Here is a 15,435-nt window from a genome sequence, read left to right as displayed (position 1 = left end):
TCAGGCAAACCACCAGAGCGACAGGGTGACGGAGAAGGGCAGCGGCGTCCACACGCCCGCGCGCTGGCCTGCGGCGCGAAGGGCATCGGTGATCCATGTGTTGCAGGTGCGCAGGAGGTGGAAGCGGCCCTCGGCGGGGAAGAAGGCATCGGTGTTGGTGAAGCCTGCGCCGATGATCGGAGGGCCGTTTTTTGCCTTTGTGATGAAGGCGAGGAGTGCGGTGTATTCTGCGGCGGTGAGGGTGCGCTTGGGGTAAGAGAAACTCTCGCGGATGGCGCCCACGGTTTCGATACGCAAGACCGCGCCATCACCGGTGGCGGCGGTCCAGACGGTGGGGAGGGTGACATCAAAATACGTGCCTGCGGTGGTGTAAAACCCGGCAGAGCCCCAGCCGACCAGAAAATGCTCCACCCAAGGGGCCTTTACCGGCACCCCGCCATGGCTGGCAAAGCCAAGGGCGCGGCGGGTTTCGGGGGTGGCGGGCAGGATGAAATCATAGTGGATCGGCCCGGCGATGAGACCCACCTCAACCGGGGGGCCATTGGTGGGGGTGAGCGAGGCGGCCTTACCGGGGATCACCGCACCGAAAACGGCGGCGACGAGGTACAAGGCCACGCAAGAAAGCGGCCAAAACAGCAGATGCCGGAGTGCGGCCCATTTCCTATTGCGCATGTTGCCCGTTTCCTCAGTTGGTGGCGGCAGAGTGCCACGGGGAAAGGCGGGCAACAATTGCCAATGGCGGGCCAATCGAGCGGGCAGATTACGGCGTTGCGGGAGGCCTCAAGGCGCGGATTGCGCGGCCTGAATAAAGACGGCAACGAAGAACACGGTGGACGCGACAACAACGAAGCCGTGCCAGATGGTGTTGTGAAAGCGCATGTTGCCGAAGATCAAAAAGATCGTGCCGAGCGAATAGAGCGCGCCGCCGACGGCCATCAACACGATCACCGGGGTGGGCATGACGGCGAGCAGATCACCGCCGCCCAACAGCACCGCCCAGCCCATCGCAAGGCATATCGCCACGCCCACCAGCGTGGGGCGGCGGCGCACGATGAAGTTAGCGATGGTCGCCACGATCGCCACCGCCCAGATTACCACAAGCAGGCCCCATCCTGCCCCTGCAAGCAAGGCGAAGGGCGTGTAGGTGCCTGCGATCTTGAGGTAGATCGCCGATTGGTCAAAACGCAACAGCATGTCGCGCCATTCCGGGCGTGGCAGGTGGTTATAGAGGTAAGAGGCGGTGAGCATCAGGATGAGCGTGCCGCCGTAGACAGACACGCCAACGATGCCGGGCGCCGATTTGTGCCAGATTGCCGTGAGGGTGATGAGCACGGGCACCGCCCCGAGGGCCAGCGCCAGCGCTGCCAGGTGAACGGCTGCATCCGATGCCAGTTCGGCCCGTGAATAGGGGCGGCATGCGTGCGGCAGGGTTGTGGTATCGCTATTGGTCATGAGCATAGGGTATCCCTTCTGCCGCCTGTTACAAGGGGTAGCACGCCAAGCCTAAGAAATTGTGAAAGGCCCCGCCTGCCCTGCCCGCATCCAGGGCATTTTGCACAGGAAAAGGGCCGCGCCCGGCAGGCACGGCCCTTTCAATTCTGGGGGCAGCTCAGCGCAGGATCAGTGCAGCTTTTCGCCGGCTTCATAGATCGACGCCTCGATCAGCTTGTCTGCCTCGGCAGCGCTCATCTGTTTGGCCACAACGTCGCCCGCAGCGGCCACGGCCACTTGCACGGCCTTGTCCTTGATCGAGCGCACGGCGGCGGCCTCGGCAGAGGCGATCTGATCGTCGGCACCGGCAAGGCGGCGCTTGATCGACTGGGCGAGATCTTCCTTGGCAACCTCGGCAGCGACCTTTGCCTGGTCCTTGGCATGGGCGATTATGCGCTCTGCCTGATCCTTCACCTCGGCTTGCTTGCGCTCAAACGTGGCCAGAACGGTCTGGGCTTCTTCACGCAGGGCGCGGGCCTCATCAAGCTCGGCGCGGATGGCATCAGAGCGCTTGTCAAGCTGGCCTGTCAGCAGCGCGGGCACCTTGAAGTAGATCAGCACGCCGACGAACAGCAGGAAGGAGATGAGCACCACGAAGTTGGTGTTCCACAGCGAGGGCGAGAGGCCCCCGGCAGCCAGCGCGGGGCTGGCAAGCAGGGTGGTGGCACTGGTGGTGATGAGAGCGAGATTGCGCATCACGACACTCCTTTCAGGCGGGCTTCGACGGCGGCGTTGACCGCCTTGGCATCAGCCTCGCCACCCAGCGCGGCAACGATGTCACCGGCGGTATCCTTGGCCACGGTTTCGACGCTGACCATTGCGCTATCGCGGATTTCGCTGATCTTGACCTCGGCCTCGGCGGTGCGGGCGGCGATTTCGGCATCGGCCTTGGCGATGGCGGCATCAACGTCCTTTTGCACCTCGGCGCGGGCCTCGGCGGCAATCGCCTGCGCCTCGGCCCGTGCATCGGCAAGGGCTTTCTCGTAGGCCTTTTCAGCCTCGACGGCCTTGAGCTTCAGCTCTTCGGCAGCAGCGACATCATTGGTGATCGTGCCCGCCCGCTCTGCCAGAACCGCAGCGATGCGGGGCAGGGCAATACGGCTCAGCACGAAGTAAATCGCGATGAGGGTAACGATCAGCCAGAAAATCTGGTTGGGCCAGCTCGAAAAGTCGAGCTGCGGCATGCCCGGTGCGTCGGCCGCGTGGCCAGCCGCATCGGCCCCGTGAGAGGCCATGGCGTCGCCATGGGTTGCAGCAGCATCAACCGCGTGCTCAGCCCCTTCGGCGGTATGTTCTTCGGTTGCCATCGGCTATCTCCAGAAACCTTAAGTGTGACACCGGAGGGCGAGCGCGGGGCTCCCCCTCCGGCCGTAAGGACGGGAAATCTGCCTTAGACGGCGAACATCAGCAGAAGCGCGACGAGGAACGAGAAGATCCCCAGGGCTTCGGCAAACGCGATACCGATGAACATGGTGGCCGTCTGGGCCGCCGCAGCAGAGGGGTTGCGCAGGGCGCCGGAGAGGAAGTTCCCCACCACGTTGCCCACACCAACGGCAGCGCCGCCCATGCCTACAGAGGCCAGACCTGCGCCGATGTAGGCACCCATTTGAACGATATCGCCTTCCATGTCGAATTCTCCTTACGTTGGAATTGGCTTGGTATTTTGGTTCCGAACCGCCGGCTTAGTGGGCCGGGTGCAGCGCGTCCTTCAGGTACACGCAGGTCAGGATGGTGAAAACGTAGGCCTGGATAAAGGCCACGAGCAGTTCGAGCGCGTAGATCGCCGTGATCGCGAGGATCGACAGCGGTGTCACCGCGATGCCCACCGCCGAAAACAGGACCAGCGGGGCGAAGGCCGCGAACACTTTGATCACGGCGTGACCGGCCATCATGTTGCCCATCAGACGAATGGAGTGGCTGACCGGGCGCACGAAGTAGGAAATGACCTCGATAACTGCCAGAATGGGGCGCAGCGGCAGTGGCGCGGCGCTCACCCAGAACAGGCCAAGGAAGCCCGCACCGTGCTTGACGAAGCCGATGACCGTGACGCTCACAAAAACCAGCAGCGCCAGCACCACAGTGACCGCGAGGTGCGATGTGGTGGTAAACGCGAGCGGCAGCAGGCCAAGGATGTTGGCCAGCACGATGAACATGAACAGGGTCATGATATAAGGGAAATACTTGAGGCCGTCCTTGCCCGCCACGTCCTCGACCATCTTGTGGACGAGGCCATAGGCCATCTCGGCAACTGATTGAGAACGCGAAGGAATAACCGCGCGGCGGCGGGTGCCGACCACGAGCAGCAGGATCACGCAGATCACCGTGATCGCCATCCACAGGGTCACGTTGGTGGGGGTGTACCACGCCACCGGACCATCGCTGAACAGCGGGGTCACGTTGAACTGGTCCATCGGGTGGAACACCAGTGCTTCCGGATGTGCGCCGTTGGCTTCAGTCGCCATGTTCGTCCCTCTTCTTCTTCTCGTTCTCAGCGCCCCTGAGGGCGTCCTCCTGGAATTCGTTCGCGGTGCGCAGCATCACCCGCACGCCCGCAGCAAACCCCAGCAATACAAACAGCACCAGGAAGATGGGCAGCGTCCCCAGAAGAACATCAAGCCCGTATCCTACCGCAAAGCCAATCCCGAGCCCCGAGACCAGCTCGATCACCATTCGCCAGCCCTGCGAGGCATTGGAATAATGATCTTCCTTCGGAGGGGGCGGCGCGTATCTGGCCTTATGCTTGGCAAGCTTTTGATCGAGCTCGCTGAGCTTCTGGCCGTGCTCTGAAGTCTGGTCCGAGCCGGTCACGCAATGCCCCCATGACAGTTGGGCGGAAGCTAGGCGTGGGGAGGCGCAGAGTCAATTAGGGTTTCGCATGGCTAAGCCATTGAAAACGTGAAGGTCTCGTGCATTGCTGCATTTCGCACGAATGCTGTTAGCGCCCCAAATGGACCCTCTCTTATATTCAACCAGATGGTTGACGATTGCCAAAATGCGCCCTACCCCGCCGGGATGAGCTACCGCCCTGCCCCACCGCTCGACACTGTCTTTGCCGCCCTCGCAGACCCGACGCGACGGGCGATCCTGACGATGTTGCTGGAGGACGACATGGCCGTCACCGATGTGGCGGAGCCGTTTGAGATGAGCCTTGCGGCGGTGTCAAAACACCTGACCATCCTGGCCAGTGCGCAGCTTATCAGCCAGGAAAAGCGCGGGCGGGTGAAGTGGTGCAAGCTGGAGCCGGATGCGCTGAAAGCGGCCTCTGTCTGGATGCAGGGGTTTGGCCAGTTCGAGCCGGTGAACCTTGACGATTTCGAGCGGTTTCTGGCGGAGGAGCTGAGCGACGACGAGCTGGAACCGCCGGCCAGCGCCCCGGACGACGGCGAGGCGCGTGCGGAGGGGTAACGGTGGGGCGTTAACCGTGAAAAGACGGGATGCACAACCGATACAGAAGGGATGCACATCCCATGCACATGCGTTTTCAAACCCGCGTTTGAAAGGAATGGGGCGCACAGTGGGGCAAGGTTTTGTTTGCCGCCTCCTCCTCCTTGGCGCGGGGCGTCAAAAGGCGCCGGGGTCGTAATCTTCCTTGAGGTGCTTCAGGATCGACTGGACCTTGGCGGTGCGGTGCAGATCAACATGGGTGACAAGCCAGACCGAGGCAGCCCATTCCGGCCGGGCATCGCTGAGTTGCACAAGGCCGGGCATCCGGCTGCCGGGGCGCTTTGGCAAAAAGCCAATGCCCGCACCGGCGCGGATGGCATCGATCACCGAGAGCTGCGCAGAGGCGCGGTAGGCGATGGCGCTGTCGGGCACATTTTGGCGCAGCCACGCGTTATAGGGCGCACGGCTGTCACGATTATCGTCGACCACGAAACGATGGGCGCCCAGATTATCAAAATCAAGCGCCCCCATCCTGGCGATGTAATCCTCATGGGCAAAAAGCGCATGCTCCATCTCGAAGAACTTTTGCACGACGTTGTCAGGCTCGTCGGGGCGCTTTCCGGCGCGGATGGCCAGATGCGCTTCGCCGTATTCCAGCCGGAACACCCGCTCATCGGTCAGGAAACGCAGCACCACCTCGGGGTTGGCGTGGCCATAACGTGCAAGGGAGGCGGTGAGCGAGGCGGAGAGCGAGGGCAGCGAGGTGACGATCAACTCGCCGGTCACCTCTTCACCGCGGCCCTTGATGCGACCGGCTAACTGGGTGAACTGATCGTCGGTGGCCTTGGCGACCTGGAGCAGATCATTGCCCGCTTCGGTGGCGGTATAGCCGCGCGCGTGGCGTTGAAAGAGCTTTGAGCCAAGCCGCGCCTCGAGCGCATCAATATGTCGGATGACGGTGGCATGGTGGACGCCCAGCGCCTCGGCGGCGCCGGAAACGGTGCCAACGAGAGCCACGTGATAAGCGGTGCGCACCTCATCCCAGCCGTCGAGGCCGTTCATCCTGTTACTTCGATGAGTCTTCTGTTCACGATCCAACATATCACCGCTACCTATTCGTGTTCTGTGCGTATTTACAAGAGTATAGCAGGGATTCTCATGAATTTGCCCTGAACCGTTCAGTCTAGTTACACGCCTTCTCGCTGAGCTTCAATAATGGGACTTGAAGAAAGCTTCCGTCGCAAGAAAAACCGCGCGGGCTTGCAGGAATGTGACTTGGTGCGAGAAAAAGTGAAACCTGTTCGGGGTTTAGCGCGTTCATACGTCATGAAGCATATTGCACGCGCTATTCCCGTCAGGTCGCTCTGGCCCCTCCCCGCGCCCACGACCGAAGCGGGAGACCGGCGCGACGTTGGGATCGAGATTGAGTTGGGCGGGCTGAAGCCTGCGCGGGTGGCCGAGGTGGTGGCCGCGCAATTGGGCGGAGAGGCGCGCCAGACCGACAAGCATGACCATGTGGTTGAGGGCAGCCGGATCGGCGATGTGAAGGTCTATCTTGATACGCGATACCGCAAATCGGGGCGCAAGCTGGTGCGCCTTGGGGTGGATCTGGCCGAGCCTTTGGTGCCGGTCGAGATTGTGACGCCGCCGATTGCGCCCGAAGATATCACCTTGCTGGACCGCATGAACGAGGCGCTGCGCGAAGCGGGGGCCGAGGGCACGCGCGACGGGATTTTGCTGGGCTACGGCGTGCATTTGAACCCGCAGGTAAAGGCGCTGACGCTGGAGGGCATTTTGCCGGTGCTGCGAGCGTTTGCCGTGCTGGAAGACCTGTTGCGCAAGATGGACCCGATCGACCCGTCGCGCCGGATGCAGCCGTTTGTAGACCCATGGCCGCGCAAGCTGGCAGATCGCCTGGCTGGGGAGGATTTTGCCAGCCTTGATGCGCTGATGGATGCGTATTTGCAGGAGGCCCCCTCGCGCAATCACGGGCTGGATGCGCTGCCGCTTTTCGCCGAGATCGACCATGACCGGGTGAAGGCGGCGCTGGGGGACGATGGCCTCGTTTCGGCCCGCCCCACCTGGCATTACCGCCTGCCCGATTGCCGGATCGACGAGGACGGTTGGAGCCTTGCCTATGAGTGGAACCGCTGGGTGATGGTGGAGCGCGTGGCCGAAGATGCCGCCTTGTTGGAGCGGCTGGCCAAGGGGTTTGCCGCGCATCGCGACCAGTTGACCGCGACCAAGGGGGATTGGGCCAGGGAGGCGGGGGAGATGGTTGAGCAGGCGGGTGTGCTGGAGGCCGGCGCATGAAGGTGCGCATCGGGGTAACGGTTTCGCGCCGCACGGGGTGGCGGGTGTTTCCGCTGATGGCGTTGAGCATCTGGTGGGCCGGGGGCCGCGCGCGCAAATGGGTGCGCGAAGAAGACGTGCGCCTTGACGAGGTGGAGGGGCTGCTGATTGGCGGCGGTGATGATATTTCACCCGATCTTTATGGCGGCGAGTTGGTGGCAACGGCCCGGCTTGACCCGAAGCGCGATACGCTGGAGCGCCGCCTGGTTGAGGCCGCCGAGGACCGTGGCCTGCCGGTGCTGGGCATCTGCCGGGGCAGCCAGATGATCAACGTGGCGCTTGGCGGCACGCTTGATCAGGACGCCTATGCCACCCACGGCTCGACCCGTTACAAAACGGTGCTGCCGCGCAAAACGGTGCATGTGGAAGGCGACACCCGGCTGGAGGATATCGCGGGCGACGCGGAGATGAAGGTGAACGCGCTGCACAGCCAGGCGGTAGACGCGCTTGGCGACGGGCTGGAGGTGGCCGCACGGGATGACGGCGGCATGGCGCAGGCGGTGGAGCGGCGCAAAGACCCCTTCATGCTGGGCGTGCAATGGCACCCCGAACACCTGATCTACGCCCGCCGCCAAAGGGCGCTGTTCAAGGCGCTGGTGGTGGCCGCAAGAGCCTACCGGGACGAGCGAGGCCAGATCGCGGCGGTGGATCGGGAAACGGCGAAGGGATGAAAGGGGCCTTTCTGGCCCGCCGACAGATTCCGGCCTATCGGCATTGTGGCGCAAAACGTGTGAAGGGAGTCATTCTTTGAATTCAGCCGGGTAGTTTGGGGCAGCCTCGATCGCTTTCGCTCTGCTGACCGGCAGATGCTCGCATGAGGGAGATTTAGGGTGGCCTGGGTGCCGCCGTCGAGCGGTAGGTGTGGACGCCGGAGCCCGTTCGCAGCGGAAACTCTGGGGAGCCGGGCGGTTGAGGGATTTTCCTGCAATGGCGGCCCGTCCCGGTAGCCTCCGGCGGGGCGTCTGCCGGGCAATGAATGGAGCGGGCTTCCTGAAAACCATCAAGGGGCCGTGACATGCGATATTGGCCCAAACGCCAAGTGTTTCTGACCCAGACCGGACCTTCACAACGCTCTAAGCCAAGGGTCGCAATGCGGGACATTGCCGCCGTTCATGATGACGGCTGGAATGTCTGCTATGAGATTGGCAACTCCGAAGTTGCTTTCTCCGTTGAAATCACGATGGAAGTCCGAAATTTTCGAACATTCTTATCGGCAAAGAAAAACCGATGTGTGAAGGCTTCGTAGTCTGAGATATCATTTGCCATAGCGACGAGGATGAAATCTGCATCGCCTGCGATGCAGTAGAAATGCGTTACTTGCGGATCTTCTCGTGCCTTACGCTTAAACGCATCAATCTGATCGAGCCGATCACGTTCCAGTTCTACCGATACAATGGCCGTAATGCCCAAGCCCAAGGATTTTGGATCAAGAATTGCTACTTCGCGCTTGATTGCACCCACTTCCCGCAGCTTCCGCATCCGTCTTTGGACTGAAGCTGTCGAAATACCCGTGGCATCTGCAAGTGATTGAACAGAGGTTTTGGCATTCTTTTGAAAAAGATTGAGTAGCTTTCGATCTGTTGCATCCATGATCTACAGTTCCCAATATCTACCATACTTTGATGTCATTATATCATGTATCACCTTATCTAAGCATATATCGTATCAGGTAATTTGTCTATTTTTGTCCGCATGAAACATGGTGCTATCGCAATCCTCCCACTCGCCCTCGGCGCTGCCATATATGGCTTTGCGTTCGGTCTTCTTGCCGCCCAAGTTGGCTTCCCATGGTGGGGCGTTGGACTGATGAGCGCCACCGTCCATGCAGGGTCGTCTCAGATCGTCGCCGTGGAACAGTTCGCCTCCACGCAAACGGTGGTGGGTGCTGCCTTGGCAGGGGCAGCGCTGAATCTACGCTATATTGGGATTGTTGCCTCCCTGTCGGACGTATTGGCTGGTTTGTCGTTAAAGACCAAGCTCTTGGCGATCCACATCACAGGTGACGAAAACTGGGCATTGACGATGACTGAACGCGCAAAATCGCCAGACGTCGGAGCGGCTTTCCTGATGGGGTCAGGCATCGTGATGATCACTGTTTGGACAGCTTCGACCACAGCCGGAGCGGTGGTTGGGGCGGTGCTGCCCGACCTTGAACGCTTTGGACTAGGTTTCGCATTCACAGCGGCATTCATTGCGATGGCGCGAGGGCTTTGGCGCGGAAGGCCACAGATGTTCCCATGGGTGGTCGCCGCCGCCGCAACCATCGCGGTGGTGTCACTGGGTTTGCCGAAGGCCTATGCAATCGTCGCTGGGACAGTCTCTGGTCTCGTGATGTCTTTCATCTTGCGACGCGCTAGCGGAGTGGTCACATGAGCGGCGCACACTGGAGCGTCATCGGCATTTTAGCCTTAGGGGCGTTCTCCATTCGCGTTCTCGGTTTGATTGCAGGCGGACGTATCCGTGCCTCTCGCCATGCGTGGATGTTAGACGATTTACCGGGTTTGATCGTTGTTACTCTGGTTGCAGCATCGCTTACGGGTCAGCCCTTGCAGACATGGGCTGCTGCCGCTGCGGCACTCGGAGCGGCAGTTCTGACCAATCACGTTATTGCCACGATGGTTATTGGTGTGGCGGCCTTTGCTGGTCTCTCAGCAATCTGGCAATGACGGATACAGCTAGGGCAATGGCCTAAGGCAAACTCGCAAGAGCTGCCCTTCCTGCAAATCGCAGCAATCGGTAAAGTGGGCTCTTTTGAGCCGTTCGCCGCGGCCTGCACGAACGGCGGCTTTGAGGCTTTATCCGTTTCGGGTCAGTTGAGGCCGTAAAAGTCGGTGGTATCTGACAATTGCACGAAGAATTGGCGATCCCGGGAGGACTCGAACCCCCAACATCCTGATTAGAAGTCAGGTGCTCTATCCAGTTGAGCTACGGGACCGGTGGCCAACTCCTAGCTTGCACTCTGTCAGTGGTCAACGCGGTGGTGTTATTCGGTGGTGGCGGTGTTGATGCCGTGCTGCGCCTCAGCGGCTTTTGCGGCTTCAGTGGTGCGCTTTTCGCGGATATCGTTCATCCGCTTCATCAGGTGGACGTAGTTGCGCTGCTCGCGCAGGCCGTCTGCCGCGTCAAGGTGCCAGGCCACCGATGCCTTGTAGAGCGCCCCGAGCTCTGGGTCTTTCAACAGCTCCGTGATGCCCTCTTTGACCGCCGGGATGTGGCGCTGTATTGCCGTGTCTTTCACATCGTTGTGCTCGTATTTATCGAAATACCGGGCCCAGTGGCGCACCATTTCCTGGCGCTCGACATGGTGGTTGGCATTGCCGCGATCCACCTTCACGAAGAAGTTGTCAGCCGCTCGCAGCGCGTAGTGGTTGAGCTGCACCATATCGAGCCCCATGGTGCTTTGGGTGAAGCTCTTTTCACCGGTTTGCAACAGATCGTTGGGCACGCGGACGCCATTGCCGTTGTAGTGGCGCACCTCGGTTTCCGGCTCGATGACCGGGATGTGGTTGCCGACCGCCTTGATGGGTGTGTCGCGGTGCACGAGGCTTTTCAGCCCCCGCCTGCGATCCACGCCAAGCTCGCGGTTGGTGCGGTAGATGGATTGGGTGAACTGCTCCATTTGCAGCTTGTCGGGATCAAAACGGTCAATCCCGTTGGTGCCGAAATCAAACTGGCAGGCAGAGATCACCTCGGCTTCGGGCATGGCGTTGAACAGGGCCTCAAGCGTGCCGTCACCGACATGGATGCACCAGAATTCATCAATGTCGAAATTCGCGTGCCAGTCAGAGCGGCGCGGGCGCTGCATGGCGTTGACATAACGCATGGCCGCCCAGTGATGCCCGCCTTTGCCACGGTTGAAGATGGAGGGGTTGGGCAGGTGCCGGATCAGGCCCATTTCATCAAGCCGCTCGGCCATCATCTCGGTGCCATCGGTGCAATCGTTGGTGAAAACGATGAAGTCGTTGAACCCGATCAGGCGATGATAAACGAGCCATTCCAGCATGAATGGCCCTTCGTTTTTCATTGGGGTTATGGCTGTGATGCGCATGGGCTTGGGAAACTCCTCCGGCTTGCTGCGCGGGCGCTAGTGGGTCCAGGGACCGCGGCGATTGGTGGCGAAGTTCTCGCCGTAGCCACCTTTGCGAATGTTGGGTTTGCGCCTGTGGGGCTCTTGCACGATGGCTTCGATCCCATGCTCCTTGGCGTAGTCAAGCGCAGCCTCCTTGCTGGGGAAGCGCAGGCGCACCTGGGTTTGGGTATCGCCAGAGCTTGTCCACCCCATCAAGGGATCAACTTCGCGTGCCTCGGCGGGCGCATAATCAAGCACCCAGTGGTGGGTTTTGGCGCTGCCAGACTGCATTGCGGTTCTGGCGGGCTGATAAATACGGGCCTTCATGACGTGTACCTCTTTGCTTGCAGCCACTTATCCTGATCCGGCGTTTGGATTCAAGGCTCGAAAGACCCTGCACGGCGCAAGATTGCTTGTAATCCAAGGCAGTTTCGCTTTGGTGAGGCTATTGAATGACCGTGTCTATTTACCAGATTTTCATCCTCCTGGGCGCACAGCGCGCAGCGGCGAGGTGCCGGCAAAATGGGAGGAAAAACGGCATGGCGGGCGGTTCTGAAAGGCTGCTGACAGCGTGTTGTCAGCAATAGGGGTTGAACATGGGGCGCGCTGCCGCAACCTATGTGCTGTAACAGGAGCCTAACGCCCATGCCCTACGCCCATAATGACGGCTCCATGCCGATGCTGAACTCCCCGGCCCCCGATGTGAAAACGCGGGAAAAGCTGGAGGGGGGCAAGACCTTTGTCATGCAGACCGAATTTACCGCAGCGGGCGACCAGCCAACCGCGATTGTAGACCTGAGCCAGGGGATACGCGAGGGCGAGCGCAACCAGGTGCTGCTGGGCGCCACCGGCACCGGCAAGACCTTCACCATGGCGAAGGTGATCGAGGAAACCCAGCGCCCGGCGATCATCCTTGCACCCAACAAGACCCTCGCCGCGCAGCTTTACGGTGAGTTCAAGGGCTTCTTCCCCGACAATGCGGTAGAATATTTCGTCAGCTTTTATGATTACTACCAGCCCGAAGCCTATGTGCCGCGCTCCGATACCTTCATCGAGAAGGAGAGCCAGATCAACGAGCAGATCGACCGGATGCGCCACTCTGCCACCCGCGCCCTGCTGGAGCGGGATGATGTGATCATCGTGGCCTCGGTTTCGTGCATCTATGGCATTGGCTCGGTCGAGACATATGGCGCGATGACGCAAGACCTGAATGTTGGCAAAGACTATGACCAGCGCAAGGTGATCGCCGATCTGATCGCCCAGCAATACAAGCGCAACGATCAGGCGTTTCAGCGCGGCACCTTCCGGGTGCGCGGCGATGCGCTGGAGGTCTGGCCCGCCCACCTGGAAGACCGCGCGTGGCGGCTGTCGTTCTTTGGTGAGGAGTTGGAGGCGCTGGTGGAGTTTGATCCGCTGACGGGCGAGAAAATCCGCGCGATGGATCAGGTGCGCATCTACGCCAACTCGCACTACGTGACGCCCAAGCCAACGATGCAGCAGGCCATCATCAAGATCAAGGAAGAGCTGCGGATGCGGCTGGATCAACTGGTGAACGAAGGCAAGCTGCTGGAGGCGCAGCGGCTGGAGCAGCGCACCAACTTTGACCTTGAGATGCTCGAAGCGACCGGCGTGTGCAACGGTATCGAAAACTATTCACGCTACCTGACGGGGCGGATGCCGGGGGAGCCGCCCCCTACCCTTTTTGAGTTCATCCCCGACCATGCCATTGTTTTCGCAGATGAAAGCCATGTGAGCGTGCCGCAGATCGGCGGCATGTACAAAGGTGACTACCGGCGCAAGTTCACCCTCGCGGAACACGGCTTTCGCCTGCCCTCCTGCATGGACAACCGCCCGCTCAAGTTTGAGGAGTGGGATGCGATGCGGCCGCAATCGGTGTTTGTTTCAGCCACCCCGGCGGCCTGGGAGCTGGAGCAATCTGGCGGGGTGTTTACCGAACAGGTGATCCGCCCCACCGGCCTGCTTGACCCGATGATCGAAATCCGCCCGGTGGACACGCAGGTGGATGACGTGATGGACGAAATCCGCCGGGTTTCGGCCAAAGGCTTCCGCACGCTGGTGACGACCCTCACCAAGCGGATGGCCGAAGACCTGACGGAATATCTGCACGAGCAGGGCATCAAGGTGCGCTACATGCACAGCGATATCGACACGCTGGAACGCATTGAAATCCTGCGGGATTTGCGGCTTGGGGCGTTTGACGTGCTGATCGGAATCAACCTGCTGCGCGAGGGGCTGGATATCCCTGAATGCGGCCTTGTGGCGATTCTCGACGCGGATAAAGAGGGCTTCCTGCGCTCCGAAACCTCGCTGATCCAAACGGTGGGGCGCGCCGCGCGCAATGCCGAAGGCCGGGTGATCATGTATGCCGACCGGATCACCGGGAGCATGGAACGCGCCATGCGCGAAACCGACCGGCGCCGCGAAAAGCAGATCGCCTATAACGAGGAACACGGCATCACCCCGGAAACCGTGAAAAAGAACGTCGAAGACGTGCTGGCCGGGCTTTACAAGGGCGACGTGGACATGAACCGGGTGACGGCCAAGGTTGACCCCGCTACGGGGCCAAACCTGCAAGCCCACCTCGACGGGCTGCGCGACCAGATGCGCAAGGCCGCCGAGAACCTGGAATTCGAAGAAGCCGCCCGCCTGCGCGACGAGGTCAAACGGCTGGAAGCGGTTGATCTGGTTGTCTCAGCCGACCCGCTGGCACGGCAATATGCCGTGGAGAAGGCGGTGGAAGACGGGAAGAAGGCCGAAGGGCGCAGCACCGCCGGGAGGCCGGGGCAGCGTGGGGGGAATGTTAAGAGGCGGAAGAGGTAGGGCTATTTTAGCCCTTCTTTTGGCTTCCGATTTTCACTGAAATAAGATCGCCCTTGGATCTAATACTCAAACTTAGTTTTAGCTCAGAAGGGGATTGAAAAACCTCGCTCGCAGGGCCGGCATGGAGAATGCGAACCCATCTACATCCCGCAATAGCAGCGCGGACAGTTGTCTCAACTGCAGCACATTCTGCGCAGGCATCAAGAAGCTGATTGAGCTCTTTTTCTGCTTCTCTTGGGTTTTGACACAATCCGAAATCGATATCGGGTGGCGGCGGGTAATCGACGAGAACTGGCATAGGCACTCCGTTAGTATTATGCCACCGTACTAAGCTTTTTTGACATCGCCGTGTCAAGCTCTGCCCGTTTCTTACGAATTGGCTGAACTGCGATGACCGAACGTATTGCGGCATAGGCGACGAATAGAATGAACGGTGCGTTCACCAAAATACTCCCCAGCCAAACTGTCGCCGATACGGCGTCCGTCGCATACATTGAAGCCCAAACCAACAAAAGGAACGAGCCTACTGCGCAGAATACTGCTGCCCATCTAGTCCAATCGAAAATCAGCATATCCAAACCGAGTTCCCGCTTTGTGACCTCGTTACGGAGATCAGCAACGGCCTTGAAACCAGCGCGGTCCCTCGCATCATATTTATCCTGCTCCATAGCGAGGTCTCTCACAACCTTTGCGCTCTCAAATAGGGCCTCAACCTTAGACTTCTCACGTGTCATTGAGTTTCCGTAGAACGTCGCGAGCGCTGCAAATCCAACATTCAAAGCTACAGCCAATTGGAGAAGGCTTTGGAAAGACTGGTTCTCTATCATGACTTCGGGCCTCAAACCTACACTCTAAGTCGGTGTGTGCTTTCACTGTACCACATAATATGGTATTTCACACTACTTTTGTGCTGCACAAGTTCTCTTGAGCCGGCACACAAAACAAATGACCCATTGAGCACTCATCGCACCCCCGCCCCTCCTTCGGTTGCCGTACTTCTTCTAGCCTTCGCCCTTAGAAATAATCTTGTAGTGGCGGGAACAGCCGTGTGTTGGGCCGTACCGGGCTTCTTTTTCGTAATTGGCCAAGGAATTGGGCGCTTAGGGATAGCTGCTGCGCTTGATGATGATCCCAAATAATTCGCCCTACCGCCCACTATTCCCCAGCCACCACCGTCAACCCCAGCATCTGCCACATCTGCATGCCACCTCGGTAGTAGTAGATCTTGTCTGCCGGGTAGCCGGCTTCGATCATGCGGCGGGCGGCGGTGGGGGATTGGCCGCACCAGGGGCCGTTGC

General features: G+C 60.1%; 19 protein-coding genes, 1 tRNA gene and 1 pseudogene. 6 read left to right on the top strand and 15 right to left on the bottom strand.

The features are described from left to right. From P1U55_RS11435 to P1U55_RS11405, 7 genes are all read right to left on the bottom strand, one after another. On the bottom strand, positions 1–672 hold the full coding sequence (locus P1U55_RS11435; RefSeq protein WP_301047706.1) for a DUF2459 domain-containing protein: 672 nt from the start codon (positions 670–672) through the stop codon (positions 1–3). 108 nt (positions 673–780) lie between these two features. Then, complete coding sequence (locus tag P1U55_RS11430; protein WP_301047705.1) at positions 781–1,452, bottom strand: hemolysin III family protein; 672 nt, start codon at positions 1,450–1,452, stop codon at positions 781–783. A gap of 168 nt (positions 1,453–1,620) precedes the next feature. Beyond that, entirely contained in the window at positions 1,621–2,187 is a 567-nt protein-coding gene (locus P1U55_RS11425; protein ID WP_301047704.1) for a F0F1 ATP synthase subunit B, read from the bottom strand. After that, the gene (locus P1U55_RS11420; protein ID WP_301047727.1) at positions 2,187–2,726 is read right to left on the bottom strand and encodes a F0F1 ATP synthase subunit B'; all 540 of its coding nucleotides are present in this window, start codon (positions 2,724–2,726) and stop codon (positions 2,187–2,189) included. The genes P1U55_RS11425 and P1U55_RS11420 overlap by 1 nt, the downstream gene beginning before the upstream one ends. 155 nt (positions 2,727–2,881) lie before the next feature. Further along, positions 2,882–3,118, bottom strand: a complete 237-nt coding sequence (locus P1U55_RS11415; RefSeq protein WP_301047703.1) for a F0F1 ATP synthase subunit C — start codon at positions 3,116–3,118, stop codon at positions 2,882–2,884. Positions 3,119–3,173: 55 nt separating this feature from the next. Then, positions 3,174–3,953, bottom strand: a complete 780-nt coding sequence (locus P1U55_RS11410; protein ID WP_301047702.1) for a F0F1 ATP synthase subunit A — start codon at positions 3,951–3,953, stop codon at positions 3,174–3,176. Further along, complete coding sequence (locus P1U55_RS11405) at positions 3,943–4,299, bottom strand: AtpZ/AtpI family protein (RefSeq protein ID WP_301047701.1); 357 nt, start codon at positions 4,297–4,299, stop codon at positions 3,943–3,945. The genes P1U55_RS11410 and P1U55_RS11405 overlap by 11 nt, the downstream gene beginning before the upstream one ends. Before the next feature lie 204 nt (positions 4,300–4,503). Here P1U55_RS11405 and P1U55_RS11400 point away from each other — a divergent pair, with 204 nt between their 5' ends. After that, positions 4,504–4,896, top strand: coding sequence for a metalloregulator ArsR/SmtB family transcription factor (locus P1U55_RS11400; protein WP_301047725.1), 393 nt, complete (start codon positions 4,504–4,506; stop codon positions 4,894–4,896). A 156-nt stretch (positions 4,897–5,052) separates the two neighbouring features. Here P1U55_RS11400 and P1U55_RS11395 read toward each other — a convergent pair whose 3' ends face one another. Beyond that, complete coding sequence (locus P1U55_RS11395; RefSeq protein ID WP_301047700.1) at positions 5,053–5,937, bottom strand: LysR family transcriptional regulator; 885 nt, start codon at positions 5,935–5,937, stop codon at positions 5,053–5,055. A gap of 264 nt (positions 5,938–6,201) precedes the next feature. Here P1U55_RS11395 and P1U55_RS11390 point away from each other — a divergent pair, with 264 nt between their 5' ends. Next, positions 6,202–7,188, top strand: coding sequence for an amidoligase family protein (locus P1U55_RS11390; protein ID WP_301047699.1), 987 nt, complete (start codon positions 6,202–6,204; stop codon positions 7,186–7,188). After that, positions 7,185–7,898: a gamma-glutamyl-gamma-aminobutyrate hydrolase family protein gene (locus P1U55_RS11385; RefSeq protein WP_301047698.1), complete on the top strand. Its 714-nt coding sequence runs from the start codon at positions 7,185–7,187 to the stop codon at positions 7,896–7,898. The genes P1U55_RS11390 and P1U55_RS11385 overlap by 4 nt, the downstream gene beginning before the upstream one ends. A 463-nt stretch (positions 7,899–8,361) precedes the next feature. Here the strand turns inward: P1U55_RS11385 and P1U55_RS11380 are convergent, their stop codons facing one another. Next, positions 8,362–8,817 (bottom strand): Lrp/AsnC family transcriptional regulator, encoded by a 456-nt coding sequence (locus P1U55_RS11380; protein WP_301047697.1) that lies wholly within the window; start codon positions 8,815–8,817, stop codon positions 8,362–8,364. A gap of 84 nt (positions 8,818–8,901) precedes the next feature. Here P1U55_RS11380 and P1U55_RS11375 point away from each other — a divergent pair, with 84 nt between their 5' ends. Both P1U55_RS11375 and P1U55_RS11370 read left to right on the top strand, forming a co-directional pair. Then, positions 8,902–9,600: an AzlC family ABC transporter permease gene (locus P1U55_RS11375; protein ID WP_301047696.1), complete on the top strand. Its 699-nt coding sequence runs from the start codon at positions 8,902–8,904 to the stop codon at positions 9,598–9,600. Beyond that, complete coding sequence (locus P1U55_RS11370; RefSeq protein ID WP_301047695.1) at positions 9,597–9,893, top strand: AzlD domain-containing protein; 297 nt, start codon at positions 9,597–9,599, stop codon at positions 9,891–9,893. The genes P1U55_RS11375 and P1U55_RS11370 overlap by 4 nt, the downstream gene beginning before the upstream one ends. A gap of 192 nt (positions 9,894–10,085) precedes the next feature. On the opposite strand, the gene P1U55_RS11365 is transcribed toward P1U55_RS11370, so the two are convergent. From P1U55_RS11365 to P1U55_RS11355, 3 genes are all read right to left on the bottom strand, one after another. Continuing rightward, positions 10,086–10,162: transfer RNA gene (locus tag P1U55_RS11365), tRNA-Arg, on the bottom strand. 48 nt (positions 10,163–10,210) lie between these two features. Further along, positions 10,211–11,251 (bottom strand): glycosyltransferase family 2 protein, encoded by a 1,041-nt coding sequence (locus P1U55_RS11360; RefSeq protein WP_301047694.1) that lies wholly within the window; start codon positions 11,249–11,251, stop codon positions 10,211–10,213. Positions 11,252–11,311: 60 nt separating this feature from the next. After that, positions 11,312–11,623, bottom strand: a complete 312-nt coding sequence (locus tag P1U55_RS11355; protein WP_301047693.1) for an ETC complex I subunit — start codon at positions 11,621–11,623, stop codon at positions 11,312–11,314. Between the two features lie 318 nt (positions 11,624–11,941). Between P1U55_RS11355 and uvrB the strand changes: the two genes are divergently transcribed. Then, positions 11,942–14,137 (top strand): excinuclease ABC subunit UvrB, encoded by a 2,196-nt coding sequence (uvrB, locus tag P1U55_RS11350; RefSeq protein ID WP_301047692.1) that lies wholly within the window; start codon positions 11,942–11,944, stop codon positions 14,135–14,137. A gap of 7 nt (positions 14,138–14,144) precedes the next feature. Here the strand turns inward: uvrB and P1U55_RS11345 are convergent, their stop codons facing one another. The 3 genes and pseudogenes from P1U55_RS11345 to P1U55_RS11335 all read right to left on the bottom strand — a co-directional run. Continuing rightward, entirely contained in the window at positions 14,145–14,435 is a 291-nt protein-coding gene (locus tag P1U55_RS11345; RefSeq protein WP_301047691.1) for a hypothetical protein, read from the bottom strand. Between the two features lie 16 nt (positions 14,436–14,451). Then, a complete protein-coding gene (locus P1U55_RS11340) occupies positions 14,452–14,964 on the bottom strand; it encodes a hypothetical protein (RefSeq protein WP_301047690.1) in 513 nt (170 codons plus the stop codon). Positions 14,965–15,292: 328 nt separating this feature from the next. Then, a pseudogene (locus P1U55_RS11335) lies at positions 15,293–15,435 on the bottom strand (rhodanese-like domain-containing protein); the annotation flags it as partial.

The sequence above is a fragment of the Vannielia sp. genome, assembly GCF_029212645.1.
Taxonomy (GTDB): Bacteria; Pseudomonadota; Alphaproteobacteria; order Rhodobacterales; family Rhodobacteraceae; genus Vannielia.
The sequence above is the reverse complement of the archived record's forward strand: the minus strand, read 5'-3'. Positions and strand labels throughout refer to the sequence as shown.